General features: G+C 67.1%; 17 protein-coding genes and 1 pseudogene. 11 read left to right on the top strand and 7 right to left on the bottom strand.

The genetic code is table 11. The features are described from left to right. The first annotated feature begins 4 nt into the window (after nucleotides 1–4). From DD542_RS10905 to DD542_RS10890, 4 genes are read left to right on the top strand one after another with little or no spacing between them, the layout of a single operon-like run. Entirely contained in the window at nucleotides 5–1,351 is a 1,347-nt protein-coding gene (locus tag DD542_RS10905) for an MFS transporter (protein WP_127805680.1), read from the top strand. Continuing rightward, nucleotides 1,348–1,890, top strand: coding sequence for a DUF3833 domain-containing protein (locus DD542_RS10900; protein WP_127805679.1), 543 nt, complete (start codon nucleotides 1,348–1,350; stop codon nucleotides 1,888–1,890). The genes DD542_RS10905 and DD542_RS10900 overlap by 4 nt, the downstream gene beginning before the upstream one ends. Beyond that, a complete protein-coding gene (locus DD542_RS10895) occupies nucleotides 1,887–2,753 on the top strand; it encodes an SDR family NAD(P)-dependent oxidoreductase (protein WP_127805678.1) in 867 nt (288 codons plus the stop codon). The genes DD542_RS10900 and DD542_RS10895 overlap by 4 nt, the downstream gene beginning before the upstream one ends. Nucleotides 2,754–2,759: 6 nt before the next feature. After that, nucleotides 2,760–3,206 (top strand): nuclear transport factor 2 family protein, encoded by a 447-nt coding sequence (locus DD542_RS10890; protein WP_127805677.1) that lies wholly within the window; start codon nucleotides 2,760–2,762, stop codon nucleotides 3,204–3,206. A 117-nt stretch (nucleotides 3,207–3,323) separates the two neighbouring features. Here the strand turns inward: DD542_RS10890 and DD542_RS10885 are convergent, their stop codons facing one another. Then, the gene (locus DD542_RS10885) at nucleotides 3,324–3,938 is read right to left on the bottom strand and encodes a glutathione S-transferase N-terminal domain-containing protein (RefSeq protein ID WP_127805676.1); all 615 of its coding nucleotides are present in this window, start codon (nucleotides 3,936–3,938) and stop codon (nucleotides 3,324–3,326) included. Between the two features lie 112 nt (nucleotides 3,939–4,050). On the opposite strand from DD542_RS10885, the gene purB reads away from it, so the two are divergent. Together purB and DD542_RS10875 are read left to right on the top strand one after the other, a co-directional pair. Continuing rightward, on the top strand, nucleotides 4,051–5,466 hold the full coding sequence (gene purB / locus DD542_RS10880; RefSeq protein WP_127805675.1) for an adenylosuccinate lyase: 1,416 nt from the start codon (nucleotides 4,051–4,053) through the stop codon (nucleotides 5,464–5,466). A 220-nt stretch (nucleotides 5,467–5,686) separates the two neighbouring features. Further along, nucleotides 5,687–6,454, top strand: coding sequence for an MBL fold metallo-hydrolase (locus DD542_RS10875; protein WP_079364833.1), 768 nt, complete (start codon nucleotides 5,687–5,689; stop codon nucleotides 6,452–6,454). Here DD542_RS10875 and DD542_RS10870 read toward each other — a convergent pair. Then, on the bottom strand, nucleotides 6,436–6,870 hold the full coding sequence (locus DD542_RS10870; protein ID WP_066159349.1) for a DUF3717 domain-containing protein: 435 nt from the start codon (nucleotides 6,868–6,870) through the stop codon (nucleotides 6,436–6,438). The two genes, DD542_RS10875 and DD542_RS10870, sit on opposite strands and share 19 nt — an antisense overlap. 344 nt (nucleotides 6,871–7,214) lie before the next feature. Here DD542_RS10870 and DD542_RS10865 point away from each other — a divergent pair, with 344 nt between their 5' ends. Continuing rightward, a complete protein-coding gene (locus DD542_RS10865; protein WP_127805674.1) occupies nucleotides 7,215–7,970 on the top strand; it encodes a TerC family protein in 756 nt (251 codons plus the stop codon). Between the two features lie 79 nt (nucleotides 7,971–8,049). Continuing rightward, nucleotides 8,050–8,400 carry a phage holin family protein gene (locus DD542_RS10860; protein WP_066159355.1) on the top strand — a complete coding sequence of 117 codons (351 nt, stop codon included), beginning with the start codon at nucleotides 8,050–8,052 and terminating at the stop codon, nucleotides 8,398–8,400. Here the strand turns inward: DD542_RS10860 and DD542_RS10855 are convergent. Further along, nucleotides 8,383–9,951, bottom strand: a complete 1,569-nt coding sequence (locus DD542_RS10855) for a M48 family metalloprotease (protein WP_127805673.1) — start codon at nucleotides 9,949–9,951, stop codon at nucleotides 8,383–8,385. The two genes, DD542_RS10860 and DD542_RS10855, sit on opposite strands and share 18 nt — an antisense overlap. A gap of 61 nt (nucleotides 9,952–10,012) precedes the next feature. On the opposite strand from DD542_RS10855, the gene moaC reads away from it, so the two are divergent. From moaC to DD542_RS10840, 3 genes and pseudogenes are all read left to right on the top strand, one after another. Next, a complete protein-coding gene (gene moaC, locus DD542_RS10850) occupies nucleotides 10,013–10,513 on the top strand; it encodes a cyclic pyranopterin monophosphate synthase MoaC (protein ID WP_127805672.1) in 501 nt (166 codons plus the stop codon). Nucleotides 10,514–10,600: 87 nt separating this feature from the next. After that, nucleotides 10,601–11,566, top strand: a complete 966-nt coding sequence (locus tag DD542_RS10845) for a GSU2403 family nucleotidyltransferase fold protein (protein WP_127805671.1) — start codon at nucleotides 10,601–10,603, stop codon at nucleotides 11,564–11,566. 46 nt (nucleotides 11,567–11,612) lie between these two features. Then, a pseudogene (locus tag DD542_RS10840) lies at nucleotides 11,613–11,771 on the top strand (cyclic pyranopterin monophosphate synthase MoaC); the annotation flags it as partial. On the opposite strand, the gene tfpZ reads toward DD542_RS10840, so the two are convergent. From tfpZ to DD542_RS10820, 4 genes are all read right to left on the bottom strand, one after another. After that, on the bottom strand, nucleotides 11,768–12,535 hold the full coding sequence (gene tfpZ, locus DD542_RS10835; RefSeq protein ID WP_127805670.1) for a TfpX/TfpZ family type IV pilin accessory protein: 768 nt from the start codon (nucleotides 12,533–12,535) through the stop codon (nucleotides 11,768–11,770). The pseudogene DD542_RS10840 and the gene tfpZ overlap by 4 nt on opposite strands. A 100-nt stretch (nucleotides 12,536–12,635) precedes the next feature. Further along, entirely contained in the window at nucleotides 12,636–13,244 is a 609-nt protein-coding gene (locus tag DD542_RS24205) for a prepilin-type N-terminal cleavage/methylation domain-containing protein (RefSeq protein WP_127805669.1), read from the bottom strand. Between the two features lie 187 nt (nucleotides 13,245–13,431). Next, nucleotides 13,432–14,235 carry a 3',5'-cyclic-nucleotide phosphodiesterase gene (locus tag DD542_RS10825; RefSeq protein WP_127805668.1) on the bottom strand — a complete coding sequence of 268 codons (804 nt, stop codon included), beginning with the start codon at nucleotides 14,233–14,235 and terminating at the stop codon, nucleotides 13,432–13,434. Between the two features lie 35 nt (nucleotides 14,236–14,270). After that, the gene (locus DD542_RS10820) at nucleotides 14,271–16,532 is read right to left on the bottom strand and encodes an adenylate/guanylate cyclase domain-containing protein (RefSeq protein ID WP_241559750.1); all 2,262 of its coding nucleotides are present in this window, start codon (nucleotides 16,530–16,532) and stop codon (nucleotides 14,271–14,273) included. Nucleotides 16,533–16,557 lie beyond the last annotated feature (25 nt).

Raw genomic sequence — 16,557 nt, 5'->3', positions numbered from 1 at the left:
GCTCATGGACACCACCACCGCCTCCGCCGACGCCGCGCGCTTCACCGCGCCCGGGGCCTGGCGCGAGGGCCTGCGCTACGGACTGCTCGGCCTGCCGCTGGCCTTCGTGGCGCTGCCGCTCTACGTGGTGCTGCCCAACCACTACGCGCGCTCATTCGGTGTGCCGCTGGCGGCGCTGGGCGCGGTGCTGCTGGCGGCGCGCCTGTTCGACGCGGTGCTGGACCCGTGGATCGGGCGGTGGATCGACCGGCTGTTCGCCCGCAGCCACCGCCGCGTGCTGGGCGCGGGCGCGGTGGCCGCGCTGGTGCTGGCGTTCGGCCTGTGGGGCCTGCTGTTCCCGCCCCCGGCCCTGCGCGGCGAGGTGGTGCCGCTGCTGGCCTGGGCCGGTGTGCTGATGGCCGTCACCTACACCGCCTACAGCGTGGCCAGTGTGGCGCACCAGACCTGGGGCACGCGCCTGGGCGGCAACGAGGCACAGCGCAGCCGCATCAGCGCCTGGCGCGAAGGCCTGGCCCTGGTGGGCGTGCTGACAGCTGCGGTGCTGCCGGGCACCCTGGGCCTGGGCGCCACCGTGGCCGCCTTTGCGGTGCTGCTGGCGCTGGGCTGGTGGGCCTGGAGCGCCGCCGTGGTGCCCACGGCGCGCGGCCTGACCCAGGGCGCTCTGGCGCACCAGAACACGCTGGCCCATCCCTTGCGTCAGCCTCGTTTCGTGCGCCTGCTGGCGGTGTTCGTGGTCAACGGCACGGCCAGCGCCGTGCCCGCCACCCTGGTGCTGTTCTTCGTGCAGGACCGGCTGCAGGCCCCGGCCTCGGTCGAGCCGGCCTTCCTGGCCACCTACTTCCTGTGCGCCGCGCTCTCGCTGCCGCTGTGGGTGCGGCTGGTGCCGCGCCTGGGCCTGGCGCGCAGCTGGCTGGCGGGCATGGCGCTGTCGGTGGGGGTCTTCATCTGGGCCGCCACGCTGGGTGCGGGCGATGTGACCGCGTTCCTGGTCGTCTGCGCGCTCTCCGGCGTGGCCCTGGGCACCGACCTGGCCCTGCCCTCGGCGCTGCTGACAGGCCTGATGGACGAACTGGGCGAACGCGGCCAGCGCGAGGGCGCCTACCTCGGCTGGTGGAACTTCGCCGCCAAGCTCAACCTGGCCCTGGCCGCCGGCCTGGCCCTGCCGCTGCTGGGCGCCTTCGGCTACCAGCCCGGCGCACGCGATCCGCAGGCCCTGTGGACCCTCACCGTGGCCTATTGCCTGCTGCCCTGCGGCCTGAAGCTGCTGGCCGCCCGCCTGCTGCAGGCGCTGGTCATCCGCCCCGCCGCGCCGAGAGCGCCACTGCCCGACACCCTGAAAGCCCTCCCATGAAAAGACGACTGCTGCTCACCGCCGGCGCCGCCACGGCCGCCCTCGCCCTGACCGGCTGCGCCGGCCCGCAGGTCGGCGACTACGCCACCGAAAAACCCGTGCTGGACCTGCGCCAGTACTTCAACGGCACGCTGGACGCCTACGGTGTGTTCACCGACCGCAGCGGCCAGGTGGTGCGGCGCTTCACCGTGGTCATGCGCTGCAGCTGGAACGGCGACGAGGGCGTGCTCGACGAGGACTTCACCTACTCGGACGGCACGACACAGAAGCGCATCTGGCGCCTCAGACACGAGGGCAATGGCCGCTACACCGGCCGCGCCGACGACGTAATCGGCGTGGCCGAGGGCCAGACCGCGGGCAACGCCTTCCGCTGGGGCTACACCCTGGCGCTGCCGGTGGACGGCCGGGTCTGGAACGTGCAGTTCGACGACTGGATGTACCTGCTGGACGAGCGCGTGATGCTCAACAAGGCGGTGATGAGCAAGTTCGGCATCCGCCTGGGCGAGGTCACGCTCAGTTTTGTGCGGCGATCCTCATGAGCCTCCACCGCAGCTTCGTCGACCCCACCACCGCCGATGGTGCGGCCCGGCCGCGCCGGGGCCCTGGCCTGTGGCGGCCGTTCAACCCGCGCATCGCCTCCTGGCGAGGCCTGCGGGTCTGGGTGGTGGGCGCCTCCAGCGGCATCGGCCTGGCCGCGGCCGAGCAACTGATCGGCCTCGGCGCCACGGTGCTGGCGTCCGCGCGCAGCGAGGCCGGCCTGCAGGCGCTGGTGGACCGCCACACCCGGCCCGGCCAGCCCGCGCCGGTCCAGGCCTGGCCCATGGACGTGACCGATGCGCGGGCCGTGGCACTGACCGCCCGCGCCGTGCTGGCCGAAGGGCCGGTCGATGTGCTGCTGTTCTGCGCCGGCCACTACCGCGCCCTGCGCGCCGAGGCCTTCGACCTGGCCGAGATGCAGCGCCACATGGCGATCAACTACGGCGGCGCGCTGAACCTGCTGGACGCCCTGCTGCCGGCCATGATCGGCCGTGGCCAGGGCCACATCAGCCTGGTCAGCAGCGTGGCCGGGTTCCGCGGCCTGCCCAAGGGCCTGGCCTACGGCCCGACCAAGGCCGCACTGACCCACCTGGCCGAGACGCTGCACCTGGACCTGGCGCCGCGCGGCATCGGCGTGAGCGTGGTGCACCCCGGCTTCGTGAAAACGCCACTGACGGCGCAGAACGATTTTTCGATGCCGGCCCTGATCTCGCCGGACGAGGCGGCCCGGGCCATGCTCGACGGCATCTCGGCCGGCCGGTTCGAGGTGCACTTCCCGCGCCGCTTCACGGTCTGGATGAAGCTGCTGCGCCTGCTGCCCTACCGGGCCTACTTCCCGCTCGTGCACCGCGCCACCGGTCTATAAAGCGGCATGACCCCATCGACCGACCTGCGCGAAGCCGTCCAGCGGCTGGCAGACTTTTACGCGCGGCTGCAGCCGCAGGACCTGGACCGGCTGGACAGCTTCTACACGCCCGAAGCGCGCTTCAAGGACCCGTTCAACGAGGTGCGCGGGCTGCCGGCCATCCGCCGCATCTTCGAGCACATGTTCGCGTCGCTGCACCAGCCGCATTTCGTCGTCACCGGCCAGCTGGTGGATGGTGAGCAGGCCTTCCTGGTCTGGGAGTTCCGCTTCCGGATGCGCCGCTTCGACACCTCCACCGAACAGGTGGTGCGCGGCGGCTCGCACCTGCGGCTGGCGGCGGACGGCCGCGTGCTCGACCACCGCGACTACTGGGACGCGGCCGAAGAGTTGTACGAAAAACTGCCCGTGCTGGGCGCGCTGATGCGCTGGCTCAAACGCAAAGCGAACAGCTGACCCGAAACGCCTGCAGGGAAGCTGTTGAGGATGCCGCGGAACTGGCTCCGCCAGGCCGCAGGCATCGCCCCCTTGAGGGGGTGACGCGCCGCAGGCGCGGCGCGGGGGTGGGGGATTTCAGCTGGGGCGCGTGTCGGCAAAGCTCTGGCGCAGCGCCAGCTTGTCGGCCAGGCGCGCCAGGTTGGGGTGCGTGGTGCGCCACTCCAGCTGCGGAAAGCGGAAGCTGAGGTAGCCCAGCGCACAGCCGACCGCCAGGTCGGAGAGACTGAGGTGGATGCCCGAGCAGAAGGGCTTGTCGCCCAGGCCACGCGCCATGGCCACCAGCGCCGCGTCGACCTTGGCCATCTGGCGGTCGATCCAGGCCTGGCAACGCTGCTCCTCGCTGCGGCCGGGCCAGGTGGACTCCAGCCGCGCCAGGATGGCGGCGTCCATCACGCCGTCCGCCAGCGCCTCCCAGGTCTTGACCTCGGCGCGCTCGCGGCCCGAGGGCGGGATCAGCTTGCCCACCGGCGAGAGCGTGTCCAGGTACTCGACGATCACGCGCGAATCGAACACCGCCTCGCCGCCTTCCATGATCAGGCAGGGCACCTTGCCCAGCGGGTTGGAGGTGGCGATCGAGGTGTCGGCCGACCACACGTCTTCCTGAATGAACTGGTAGTCGAGCTTTTTCTCGGCCATGACGACGCGCACTTTGCGGACGTACGGGCTGGTGACGGCGCCGATGAGTTTCATGAGGAATGGAGTTGTGGGGGTCCCCGGGCAGGCCATTTTAGCGATCGCCTCCACCGCCCGTGCCGGCCTGGGGGATCGGCCGGGCGCGGGACCCGCCTTCTACAATCCGGGGATGCGCCCGACCTCTGCCCCCTCCGCCGCTGCCTCCGGCAGCCTTTCCCCCGTCTCCGCCCTCTCGCCGCTGGACGGCCGCTACGCCGGCAAGCTGGCGCCGCTGCGCCCGTTCATGAGCGAACAGGGCTACATGCACCGCCGCGTGCAGGTCGAGATCGCCTGGTTCATCGCCCTGTCCGACGCCGGCTTCGAGGAGTTCCCACCGCTCTCGCCCGGCGCCCGCACCTACCTGATGGGCCTGGTCAAGAACTTCTCCGAGGCCGATGCCGTGGCCATCAAGGAAATCGAGAAGACCACCAACCACGACGTCAAGGCTGTCGAGTACTGGATCAAGTCCAGGTTCGACGCGCGCCCCGAGCTGGAGAAGGCCGCCGAGTTCGTGCACTTCGCCTGCACCAGCGAAGACATCAACAACACCAGCCATGCCCTGCAGCTCAAGGGCGGCCGCGACGCCGTGCTGCTGCCCGCGCTGGACCAGGTGATCGCCCGCCTGCGCGAGATGGCGCACCAGTTCGCCGACGTGCCCATGCTCAGCCGCACCCACGGCCAGACCGCCAGCCCGACCACCGTCGGCAAGGAACTGGGCAACGTGGTCGTGCGCCTGGCCGGCGCGCGCGAGCGCATCGCCGCCGTCAAGCTCATGGGCAAGATGAACGGCGCCGTGGGCAACTACAACGCCCACCTCTCCGCCTGGCCCGACTTCGACTGGGAGGCCTTCAGCAAGAAAGTCATCGAGACGCCGGAACCGCTGGGCCTGGGCCTGACCTTCCAGCCGTATTCGATCCAGATCGAGCCGCACGACTACATGGCCGAGCTGTTCGACGCGATCGCCCGTACCAACACCATCCTGATCGACCTCTCGCGCGACATCTGGGGCTACGTCAGCCTGGGCTACTTCAAGCAGCGCCTAAAGGCCGGCGAGATCGGCTCCTCGACCATGCCGCACAAGGTCAACCCGATCGACTTCGAGAACGCCGAAGGCAACCTGGGCCTGGCCAATGCCGTGCTCAAGCACCTGTCGGAGAAGCTGCCCATCAGCCGCTGGCAGCGCGACCTGACCGATTCGACCGTGCTGCGCAACATGGGCGTGGGCCTGGGCTATGCGGTGCTGGCCTACAGCTCGCTCATGACCGGCCTGAACAAACTGGAACTCAATGAAGAGGCCCTGGCCGCCGACCTGGACGCCGCCTGGGAAGTGCTGGCCGAGCCGATCCAGACCGTGATGCGCCGTTTTGGCGTGCAAGGTGCCTACGAGAAGCTCAAGGAGGTCACGCGCGGCAAGACCGTGACCGCCGAGGCACTGCACACGCTGATCCGCAGCCTGGAGATCCCCCAGACCGAGAAGGACCGGCTGCTGGCCATGACGCCGGCCAGCTACGTCGGCAAGGCCGCCGAACTGGCGCGCCGAACGTAATTCTTTTGCATGAATCTGGCCGGGGCCGGGCACCAGTTGTCCGGCCTTTTTGCATTTTGGGCGGACAACCCCCTGAAGTTGTGCGGTTTTTCATGCACAGTCCGTGACATGTTTGACATATCGCAACCGGCACTTGGATGCCGCTGCATAAAGTCCGGCGCTTGTTTTTTTATCAGCCGCCGCCCGACGCAGGGCGCACGCGCCCCAGGAGCTCCCCGCCATGGCCATTGAACTGTTCAACCAGAACGGGCACGTCTGCCTGATGTTCGCCAACCTCAGCGACGAGGGCGGCGAAGCCGTGCAGGCCAACCAGTTCCTGGTGATCGATGGCGACCAGGGAGCGGTGATCGACCCGGGCGGCAACATGGCGTTCAACGAGCTGCTGCTCACCATCGGCCGCTATTTCCCGCCCAACAAGCTCACCGAGATCCTGGCCTCGCACGCCGACCCGGACATCATCGCCTCGCTGGACCGCTGGATGACCAGCACCCAGGCCACGCTCTACATCTCCAAGCTGTGGGAGCGCTTTGCGCCCCACTTCTGCAAGCCGGGCAAGACCGCGGGCCGCATCATCGGCATCCCCGACCCCGGCATGCGCATCAAGCTCGGGCGCAGCGAAATCATCGCGCTGCCGGCACACTTCATGCACGCCGAGGGCAACTTCCAGTTCTGGGACCCGGTGAGCAAGATCCTGTTCTCCGGCGATCTGGGCGTATCTCTGGGCACGTCCAAGGAAGCGGGCGAAATCATCACCAGTCTGGCGCCCCACCTGGCCCGCATGGAGGCCTTCCACCGCCGCTACATGGTGTCGCAGAAGATCCTGCGCCTGTGGGCGAACATGGTGCGGGACCTGCCGATCAAGATGATCGTGCCGCAGCACGGCGCGCCGCTGGCGGGCAACGCGGTCAAGGAATTCATCGGCTGGATCGGCGACCTGACCTGCGGCATCGACAACGTGACGCAGGCGAACTACACGATTCCGGCCTGACCCGTCTTCTCCTCAATCGCGCGCTCGGCATAGCGGTTGAAGCGCCAGGCGTCGCCCTGCAGGGTGATGCGCCGCCACACACCCCTTTTCTCGGCCGGACTCATGGCTGTCCAGTGCTGGACCTCGTCGAAACTCCGGCCGCAGCCCTTGCACACCTCATCGCCCTGGCTGGTGGAGCAGATGGCGATGCAGGGCGTGTCCGGCGTGGTGTCGAACCAGGCCAGCCAGGCCTGGCGGGCCGCGGGCGGCAGGGCCGCCTCGTCGGTGTCGGTCTGCCGGTGGTAGACCATCAGTGCATAGACCTCGGCCAGCGCACGCAGGGGCAGTGTCAGAGGCATGGCTGCGTCGGGCGAGGGTGAGCGCTCACGCCAGTAGTTGATGGCTGCCTCGATGTCGGTGATGTGGATGCCGGCCATGGGACGGCGATCATACGGTGTGGAAAGTGCTTACCTGCGACCAGGGTCGAATGGAAGGGCGCGCCGCTACAATCGCCGGACTCGAAGGGGAGTAGCTCTCCGGGAGGAAACTGCGCCAGGCGCACCGTTTCAACCCGTTCGGTTCGTCGTCAGGACGAAGCACATGCTTCCGGCGATCCGAGCCCGGTGCCCGCCACCGGCCTGAGCAAGACCTTTGGACCGTCCCTGCGGACCGATCTAGGCCTCACTGCCCCTTCGCGCCGATGTCCACCATCCGGCGCCGAGGGTCGGTCTGCGCCGGAACCGGCCTGTCAGGGGCCCACCACCACACAACGAGGCATCCAATGGATTTCCTGACTTCACCCGAGTTCTGGGTCGCTCTGGGACAGATCATCATCATCGACATCCTGCTCGGGGGCGACAACGCGGTCGTGATCGCGCTGGCCTGCCGCAAGCTGCCTCCTGCGCAGCGCACCAAGGGCATCATCTGGGGCACGGCGGGCGCCATCGTCCTGCGCGTGGTCCTGATCGCGTTCGCCATGACGCTGCTGAACGTGCCCTTCCTCAAGCTGGTCGGCGCCATCCTGCTGGTCTGGATCGGCATCAAGCTGATCGCGCCTGACGAAGACGGTCACGGCGACATCCAGGGCAGCGACAAGCTGTTCGCTGCCATCAAGACCATCATCGTGGCCGACCTGGTGATGAGCGTGGACAACGTGATCGCCATCGCCGGCGCCGCCCAGAACGCTGGCGAGCACTCGCTGCTGCTGGTGGTGCTGGGCCTGCTGATCTCCATCCCCATCATCGTCTGGGGCAGCACCCTGGTCATCAAGCTGATGGCCCGCTTCCCGGTGATCATCGTGGCCGGCGGCATGCTGCTGGGCTGGATTGCGGGCGGCATGCTGGTCACCGACCCCGCCTTCGTGAACCCGGACAAGTGGACCTGGATGCCCAAGCTGGGCTCGGTGGATTCCCAGGGTCTGGCGGTCATCTCCGACTCGCTGTACTGGACTGCCCACGTCGCCGGCGCCCTGCTGGTGCTGGCCGTCGGCAAGTTTGTGGCCTCGCGCCAGAAGCCTGCGGAAGAAGCCGGCGCCTGATCGCCCAAGCTCCGAACGCCCTGGGGCGGCCAACCGAAAGGGGGCCGCCTTTTTTCATGGCCGGTGCTATGCTGGCCGCATGAAAACAATCGTGACCTGGCTGCTCGCCGCCTGCGCCTTGCTTCTGGTGGCCTATCTGTACCCCGGGGTTCAGGTGCAGAGTTTCACTTCCGCGCTGATCGCCGCCTTCGTGATCGGCCTGTTCAACATGGTGCTGCGCCCGATCCTCGTGCTGCTGACCCTGCCGGTCACGCTCATCACGCTGGGGCTGTTCCTGTTCGTGATCAACGCCCTGCTGTTCTGGGCCGCCGCCAGCGTGCTGGACGGCTTCCACGTCAACGGCTTCGGCGCCGCGCTGCTGGGCTCGCTGATCTACTCGGCGATCATGCTGGTGGTGGATGCCGCGGTGAAGTCACTCCTGTCGCGCTGAGTCGCGCAACAGTTCCTCCACCTCGCGCCGGCGCACGTCGACGATGGCCAGTTCCATCGGGTCGGCATTGCGCTCGGCCGCGGGCAGCATCTGCGCGGCGCGCAGGCGGTCGAGCGCCCCGCCGTAGTCCATCTGCGCCGCCCGCGCTTCGGCCTCCGAGCGCACGGAGCGCAGGCGCTGACCCAGCGCGGCCTGCACGCGCGAAAGGGTCTGCCAGGCCTGCGCATCCTTCGGCTGTGCCACCACCCAGGCCTGCAGGCGGGCGGCGGCCCCGGCCAGTGCCCCCTGGCTGGCCAGCGCCGCCTGAGCGCCGAACAGCAGATCGGCCCGGGTGCTTCCGGCGAGCGCCTGGTCCCGCAGTGTGGCCAGCGAAGCGTCGTTGAGCGCCCGGGCATTCGGCCCAACCAGAATCTCCAGCTGCAGCAGAGCCCAGGCGTCCTGGGTACCCGGCGCTGCGGCGGCGCGGCCCTGGCGCGCGATGGACAAGGCCTGCGCCGACTGCCCGAGCCGGTGGGCGGAGAGGGCTGCCGCGTACTGGGCCGCGGGCGCGGCGTTGGGCGCCTGCCCGGCCTGCAGCCAGGCGCGCTGGCGGTCTGGCCCGTTCTCCGACAGCACCCGGGCACGGGCCGCCATCAGTGAATGCAAGGCCTTGGAGGGCGTGGCCGCCGGCCCCGTGACCGGAGCGCCGACGCGCGGACCGGTCGGTGGAGCCTCGGCCAGCGGCACCCGGGCCCGCATGTCGGCCATGCGCTCGCTGGTCAGCGGGTGGCTGCGCAGATAGGGGAACGACCCGTCGTCATTCAGCCGGGCCGCCTGCTGCAGCTTTTCGAACATGGTCACAAAGCCCAGTGGCTCAAATCCGGCGCCGGTCAGCACACCAAAGCCGACGCGGTCGGCCTCGCGCTCCATGTCGCGCGAGAAGTTGAGCTGGTTCTGGATCGCCACCGCCTGGCTGCCGGCGATGGCGGCGTTGGCCACGTCCACATTGGCCCGCGCCGCCAGCACACCGAGGATCATGGCCCCCATCAGCCAGGGCGCCGCCTGGTCCTGTTTGGTGAGCATGCGCGCGATGTGGCGCTGCGAGACGTGGCTGAGCTCGTGCGCTAGCACGCTGGCCAGCTCCGCAGACGACTCGGTCGCCGCCACCAGCCCCAGGTGCACCCCCAGGTACCCTCCCGGCAGGGCGAATGCGTTGACCCGCTTGTCGCGCGAGATCAGCAGTTGCCAGGCCAGCCGGTCCGACAGCTCGGGCGGCACGTCGCCCCTGGCCCGCGCAGCGCCCAGCAGCGGCTGCCAGAGCGTCTGCAGGTAGTCGACCAGCACCGGGTCGTCCAGGTAGTCCGGGTCGCGGTAGATATCGCGCGCGATGCTGTCGCCCAGCCGCCGCTCGGCCGCGATGGACATGCCTGCGCCGTCGCCCAGCGAGGGCAGGTTGACACCGGACTGCGCATGCGTGACCGCCGAGGGCGGCAGCAGCAGCGCGGCAGCGAGCACGGCGACGGACCAGCGGCGGAAAGGCGGCGACAGCGGGGGGCGGGCGTGGAAAACCATCCTCGTATGATGCCGCCAAGCCCCAGAGGTTTCTGTAAAGACCGCGCAAAGACCAGCCACCATGTCCGACACATCCACCCAGCCGCCCAGCCCGCTCACCCACTTCGACGCCCAGGGCCAGGCCCACATGGTCGACGTGTCGGCCAAGGCCAGCACCCACCGGGTGGCCATCGCGGAGGGCCGCATCACCATGCTGCCCGCCACGCTGGCGCTCATCCGCAGCGGCAGCGCCAAGAAGGGCGACGTGCTGGGCATCGCCCGCATCGCGGGCATCCAGGGCGCCAAGAAGACCAGCGACCTGATCCCCCTGTGCCACCCGATCGCACTCACCCGCGTGGCGGTGGAGTTCGAGGTGGACGAGGCTTCAAGCAGCGTGCGATGCCGCGCGACCGCCGAATGCACCGGCCAGACCGGGGTGGAAATGGAGGCCCTGTCCGCCGCCAGCGTGGCGCTGCTGACGATCTACGACATGTGCAAGGCCGTGGACCGCGGCATGACCATCAGCGGGGTGCGGCTGATGGAGAAGCATGGGGGGAAGAGCGGGAGTTTTGTGGCGGAGTAGCTTCCGCCCTCTGAAGATCAACAACGTATTGATTTTTATGAGTGTTCAATGTAATTTGCAATTTTCGAAAAATACATTGAACACCCCATGGCACTGACGCACCTCATCACCGAAAACTCGGAAAACCAGCTTCGGCAGTACACCGATGCGTCGGCTGTTTTTGAAGCGCACCGACGTGCCGCGAAAGAAGCCTCGGCGGTGCGTGGCTCCATGTTCTGGCGCGATCTGAGGGGCGCCAGAACCCTCATTCGTACGTCGGCAGCGGGCGCCCAGCATTCATTGGGCAAAGAGTCCGAACAGACCCGAGCCATGTACGCCAGCTTCATGGAGAGAAAAGCGCAACTGGAGCAGCGCTACAAGTCCCTCTCCATCAAGCTGGAAGAGATGCGCAAGCTCAACAAAGTCTATGGCGTCGGTCGAACGCCTCAGGTGGTGGTCTCCTTGCTGCAAGCAATGGAAAAGGCGGGCATTGCCGAGCAGTTCCAGACGGTTGGAACGCACGCGCTGTATGCCTACGAATCGGCCTGCGGGGTGCGGGTGGGCACTGAAGCGCTGGCCACCCGCGACGTCGATTTGTTGTACGACACGCGCCAGCATGTCTCGTTCGTCACCACCATGAACCGGCTGGATGCCTCGTTGATCAGCGTCTTCCAGAAAGCAGACAAAACCTTCCGCGTGCGCAAGGAGCAGTTGCAGACCGCTGTGAACGACGACGGTTTCGAGATCGATGTCATCCGCCGCATCGCCATGGACAACGATCCCCACCCACTGCCCATGAGCGGCGCAGAGGAAGACCTTTGGGCGGCTCAGGTCGGCTCAGGGAATCAGCTGGTTTCTGGCCGGAGGCACGAACAAATGGTGGTCTCGCCCAGAGGCGACATGGCCTTGATGCGCACCGTCCATCCGCTGGATTTCATCCGCGTGAAAGCTGCGTTGGCGGCATCGGTGGATCGCGATCCGCTCAAACGCCCCAAGGACAGGCTGCAGGCGCAGGTGGTGCAGCGGCTGTGGGACGAGTATTTGCGTCACCGACATCAGGACACGGCGGTTTGAAACGGGCGGTTGATTCCACTTGCGTCGCGCGACCGCCGAATGCACCGGCCCGACCGGGGTGGAAATGGAAGCCCTGTCCGCCGCCAGCGTGGCGCTGCTGACGATCTACGACATGTGCAAGGCCGTGGACCGCGGCATGACCATCAGCGGGGTGCGGCTGATGGAGAAGCATGGCGGGAAGAGCGGGAGTTTTGTGGCCGGCTAGAAGCCATCCACGGGCGCAAACGACTTTATCTCGGCGGATGTGGCGTCGACGAAAGCCACCCATCCTGTAGATTGAAAACTCGTGATCGGCAGCCAGCGCAGCTGCGCCTCCTGCAGACCACTCTCCGAGATCGAAGCATCGATCAGTGATCTCTGGTCTGGGCGCTTCTCGCGCAGCTCAGAGACCGGACGAGACTTTGCCAATACGCGCGGACGAACCTCTTCATACGGAACCCACCAGTCCGGACGCACTGCAGGATCAATACCCCCCAACGAAAGGTCCAGACTGCGCATCATTTCTTCATTGTTTTTGGGTTGACGCACGCCGATCACACGAGGTCCAGTCCAGCCGATTGCATGCAGGCCGCCCATTTCAGGATGCAGCTTGTCGCGCTGGACATCGGCCATCGTGACCGCCCGGAACCTGTCGACCTCGAAGGCCAGGTACACCGGCCGCGCCTCCACCACCGTGTGCAAGCCATAGGCCAGTGCTGCAAGCTGTATCACCGCGACGATGGACAAGTCCAGAGCCAGTTCACGGCGGGATTTCAGGTGGTTGAACAAGACCAGTGTGAGCAAAGGCCCACACACCACGTCCACCGCCACCACGATCACGAACAGCTCACGCCCCCCCACCAGCTCCCGGTACGGGTAAGGAAACCAGACCCCGAACACCAGGCCCGCAGCCACCACCGCCACCAGCACGCTCACCAGCAGATGCCATCCTGCGGCACCCAATGCACGACGTAGACGCGTTTTCACCATGTTCGGAAGCGATCGGTTGTTGAGCCAGTGCCGATCGTAGCTGTTTCAACGCCCAAAAAAAAAGAGCGCCGTAGCGCTCATTTTTTATGTTCAGCCGAAATCAACGGCATTCGGCCGGAGCGAACTTGGCGAGCACACCGTTCGCCAGAGCCGCTGGCGGGTTTGCAAAGTTGCGGTCAGCGTTGTTAGCCGTCGCAGCGGTTGCGCTCACGCAAGCCCAGTCAATAGCACCGGTCCCGCCAGCCGCCCACGCGACCGCCAGCGCAACCGCGTCGGCACCGGCAGCGCCGGTGCGCACACGGGGGTAGAGAGCCAAATGTGATGCGGCGGCAGTGATACCACCCACCGTCACAGGGTTGTAAATGATCCGAATATTTTCCGCGGCGACGCCAGTTCCTGCGCCCGCAGCCAGAGGAGCACCGGCTGCGTCCGAGAACAGCACCGAGTTAACAAATTTGGAGTTGGCACCCGAGTTACCTGCCTGGGCGTTCCAAGTGTCAACGAAGCTGGCGTAGTCGGCCACAGACGCGGCACCGTCCGTGGCCAGACCCGAGCGTGCCGGCTGGGCCAGCGTGAAGCCTTCAGAGATGCGGGTGCGGACCGTGTAGTCCTGGTAAGCCGGCAGAGCGATCGCAGCCAGGATACCGATGATGGCCACCACGATCATCAGTTCGATCAGGGTGAAACCTTTTTGCAGGGAACGCTTCATTGAAAACTCCTTGAAGGGGGTTGTGGGTTGAGGACAGGGACTTCGACGCACAGAGCGTGCCAGCCCGATTTGCCCTGCTTTTCGCATGCTTTTTCACGCCTCGCCCGCTGTAAGTGACGATTTGTGTCCTCTGTCGCCGGCGGTCACTGACAATTTTTGTCACCCGACCCTCGGGGGACAAAAATTGTCACAGCTCGAAGGTCTGTCCTGCGCTGAGCCAGCGGATGTCGTGGCGCACGTCGTTCGGGCGGTTGGGTGCGTCGTCGAAGCGGCGGATCTCTTCCATGATCAGCCCGGTTTCCGCCGGCTTGGTGTGGGTGATGTAGATCGGAAAGCGTCGGCTGCGGTCGATCTGGTCCAGTTCGTCGGCCAGCGAACTGGGCGCCAGATGCAGGCTGCGCTGGGCCAGTTCGCGTTCGCGGTCGCTGAACGCGGTCTCGATGATCAGCATGGCCACATCGATCCGGTTGACGCGCTGCCAGAACGCCGGGTTGCGCTCGGTGTCGCCGCTGAACACCCAGTGGCCGCTGGGGCTGTCGACCGCATAGCCCACGGCCGGGACGGTGTGCACCGCCGGCAGCACCTCGATGCGTTTGCCCCCCACGCGCAGCAGTTCGCCCACGGTGATAGGCACAAAGCGCATCAGCGGCGTCTCTGCGCTGGGGATGGTCGAAAAATCGGGCCAGATCAGGTTGTTGAAGATGTGCACCCGCAGCGCGGAGATGGTGCCCGGCAGGGCGTGTACCACCAGCGGCGCGGCGCCCGCCGCCAGCCGCCGCGCGGCGACGGCATCGAGCATCAGGGGCAGGCTGGCCACATGGTCGAGGTGGGAATGGGTGAGCAGCACATGGTCGACCCGGGCCATTTCGTCGAGGCTGAGGTCGCCCACCCCTGTCCCGGCGTCGATCAGCACATCGTCGTCGAGCAGGAAAGAGGTCGTCCGGCAGCCTTGCGATATGGCGCCCGAGCAGCCCAGTACGCGTACCCTCATCAATGTTCCAGGAGTTGGTGGCCCGTTCGGGCGGGTTATTTGGTGTCGAACGCGGTGGAGCCGTCCCAGTCCGGCGGCGCCGGCTCGATCCGCATGGAGACTACCCGTTCGGCGTAGAGCCGGTAAAGGACTTTTTTGGCATTCTTCCGCTGCAGCTTCTCCAAATGAGCAAGGCAGCGGTCCCAGTTCTGCTGGCGCCAAGCCTGCAGTGCCTGCTCCCATTCTTTCAACTCGTCTGAAAGTTCCGGCGTCATCTGGTCGCCGGCGCACAGGGGCGTGTGGATGTCCACGGCCTGCGCCTTGCCCTTGACCCGCACCCGGTCCAGCTCCTGCCAGACGAAGTCCGGCGCCTGCTGGCGCGTGGACCCGCTGGCCACCACGTCGACGCCGTACACACGGGTCAGCCCCTCCAGCCGGGCGCCAAGGTTCACGGCGTCGCCGACCACGGTGTAACTGCGCCGCACGTCCGATCCCATGTCACCCACGCACATGTCGCCAGTGTTCAGCCCGATGCCCACACCGATGGCAGGCTGATTCGCTGCCTGGCGTTCGCGGTTGATGGTCGTTATCTCGGCCGCCATGTCCAGCGCCGCCTGCACGGCCAGCGCCGCATGCCCCCGGGTGTCGACAGGAGCACCCCAGAAGGCCATCACACAGTCCCCCATGTATTTGTCGATGGTGCCGCGGTGGTGGCGGATCACCCGCGTGAGTCGGCTGAACACGGTGTTGAGCAGCGACTGCAGCCCGGTGGGCGTCATGGATTCGGCAATGGCCGTGAAGCCGCGCATGTCGCAGAACAGCACGGTCAGTTCCCGGGTGCTGGCCTCCATGCTGTAGCTGTCCGGATCCTTGACCATCTCGTCCACCAGCTCGGGCGGCACGTAGGTGCCGAACAACTGGGCCAGCTCCCGTTTGGCCCGGCTTTCCACCAAGTAGCCGTAGCTCATGTTGATCACGAAGGTGAGCCCTGCCATCACCAGGGTGCCGGCCATGGGCAGTGCCAGACCATGGCCCAGGTACAGCCAGGTGTTGAGCCCCACCACGGCGGCGAATACCGCCAGGCTCAGGCCTACGGCACCGGCAGCGCCCACCAGAGGCAGCCCGAACGCCAGCACCATGCCGACCAGCAACAGCACGACCAGCTCGTAGCCGGTGGCGTAGTCGGGTCGTGCGACCATGCGCCCGTCCATCAGTGCCGTCAGCACGTTGGCATGGGTTTCGACGCCGGGATAGGCCTCGCCCACAGGTGTGGCGCGCAGGTCCAGCAGACCGGGGGCGGTGGTGCCCAGCAGCACGATGCGGCCCTTCAGCACATCAGGCGCCACCCGATGGGCCAGCACATCAGACGCCGAGATATAGCGGAACGATCCCCCCTGAGGACCACCAGGCCCGCGGAATGGCACCAGCACCGCCAATCGTTCGTCCACCGGGATCTCCAGCGTTCCGCCTTCCTTGCGCAGTGCGATGCTGCGGGGCAGGTCGTAGCGGCCGCCCACCGCCGGCTGTGGCGGATAGCGCGGCTCGACCGTCGGCATGCCGGTGATCGTCCGGAACATGGCGAGGGACAAGGACTCGTAGTACGCCCCGCCGTGCTCGGCCAGCAGGGGGAGGGAGCGCACCATTCCGTCGTCACCGGGCACGGCATTGAAGAATCCCGCCAGTGGCGCAGCAGACGCCAGACCCGGCAGGTTGGCGCCGTAGCCCGTCCACTGCGTGGCCTGCAGAGCGCGGCCCTGCAGGTCGGCGCGCCTGAGCACGGGCTCAGGCAAAGCCCCGAATGTCCGCCCGCCGGATTCGTTGCTGAAGTAGAAGCCCATCACCACCGGCCGACCGCGCAAAGCGTCGGCCAGGCGCAGGTCATGATCCAGCCCCTGACGCAGGCGTGTGAGCGCTGATGAAAACTCTGGAAGATCTTTCAGGTCTTCGCGAGCCAGTCGCTCCAGTTGGGGCAAACCGGAACTTCCGTCCGGCTCGGCAAACACCGTGTCCATGCCGAGCAAGGCGATCTGGTGGCGATCAAACAGCGCATCCACCAAGTCCGCCACGCGGTTCCTGGGCCAGGGCCAGCGCCCCACCTCCGCCAGGCTCTGTTCATCGATGTCCACGATCACCACGCGCTCGTCCAGGGTCGCCGGCATGGTCCAGCGCAGGCGCGCATCATAGAGATGGTCGTCGAGCCGCTGCAGACTGTTCAGAGGCAGCAGGCCCAGGACGTGCAGCACACCCAGCAGAAGCGGCAGCAGGGAAACGGCCACGCGCCGGCCATGTCTGCTCAAGGCCCGCATGAGGCGTTTCATGGCAAGCGGGCCGCCTAGGCGGCGA

Source organism: Hydrogenophaga sp. NH-16 (assembly GCF_004006415.1).
In the GTDB taxonomy this organism is placed as follows: domain Bacteria; phylum Pseudomonadota; class Gammaproteobacteria; order Burkholderiales; family Burkholderiaceae_C; genus Hydrogenophaga; species Hydrogenophaga pseudoflava.
This window is presented reverse-complemented; position numbering and strand designations above follow the sequence as displayed.

Excerpts from the sequence above, each read along its gene's own strand:
- DD542_RS10875 (WP_079364833.1), top strand. The coding sequence starts at position 5,687 with ATGGCCATTGAACTGTTCAACCAGAACGGGCACGTCTGCCTGATGTTC.
- DD542_RS10825 (WP_127805668.1), bottom strand. The coding sequence starts at position 14,235 with ATGAGGGTACGCGTACTGGGCTGCTCGGGCGCCATATCGCAAGGCTGC.
- DD542_RS10885 (WP_127805676.1), bottom strand. The coding sequence starts at position 3,938 with ATGAAACTCATCGGCGCCGTCACCAGCCCGTACGTCCGCAAAGTGCGC.
- DD542_RS10855 (WP_127805673.1), bottom strand. The coding sequence starts at position 9,951 with ATGGTTTTCCACGCCCGCCCCCCGCTGTCGCCGCCTTTCCGCCGCTGG.
- DD542_RS24205 (WP_127805669.1), bottom strand. The coding sequence starts at position 13,244 with ATGAAGCGTTCCCTGCAAAAAGGTTTCACCCTGATCGAACTGATGATC.
- DD542_RS10895 (WP_127805678.1), top strand. The coding sequence starts at position 1,887 with ATGAGCCTCCACCGCAGCTTCGTCGACCCCACCACCGCCGATGGTGCG.
- tfpZ (WP_127805670.1), bottom strand. The coding sequence starts at position 12,535 with ATGGTGAAAACGCGTCTACGTCGTGCATTGGGTGCCGCAGGATGGCAT.
- DD542_RS10890 (WP_127805677.1), top strand. The coding sequence starts at position 2,760 with ATGACCCCATCGACCGACCTGCGCGAAGCCGTCCAGCGGCTGGCAGAC.
- purB (WP_127805675.1), top strand. The coding sequence starts at position 4,051 with ATGCGCCCGACCTCTGCCCCCTCCGCCGCTGCCTCCGGCAGCCTTTCC.
- DD542_RS10820 (WP_241559750.1), bottom strand. The coding sequence starts at position 16,532 with ATGAAACGCCTCATGCGGGCCTTGAGCAGACATGGCCGGCGCGTGGCC.
- DD542_RS10860 (WP_066159355.1), top strand. The coding sequence starts at position 8,050 with ATGAAAACAATCGTGACCTGGCTGCTCGCCGCCTGCGCCTTGCTTCTG.
- DD542_RS10870 (WP_066159349.1), bottom strand. The coding sequence starts at position 6,870 with ATGGCCGGCATCCACATCACCGACATCGAGGCAGCCATCAACTACTGG.
- DD542_RS10865 (WP_127805674.1), top strand. The coding sequence starts at position 7,215 with ATGGATTTCCTGACTTCACCCGAGTTCTGGGTCGCTCTGGGACAGATC.
- DD542_RS10900 (WP_127805679.1), top strand. The coding sequence starts at position 1,348 with ATGAAAAGACGACTGCTGCTCACCGCCGGCGCCGCCACGGCCGCCCTC.
- moaC (WP_127805672.1), top strand. The coding sequence starts at position 10,013 with ATGTCCGACACATCCACCCAGCCGCCCAGCCCGCTCACCCACTTCGAC.
- DD542_RS10905 (WP_127805680.1), top strand. The coding sequence starts at position 5 with ATGGACACCACCACCGCCTCCGCCGACGCCGCGCGCTTCACCGCGCCC.
- DD542_RS10845 (WP_127805671.1), top strand. The coding sequence starts at position 10,601 with ATGGCACTGACGCACCTCATCACCGAAAACTCGGAAAACCAGCTTCGG.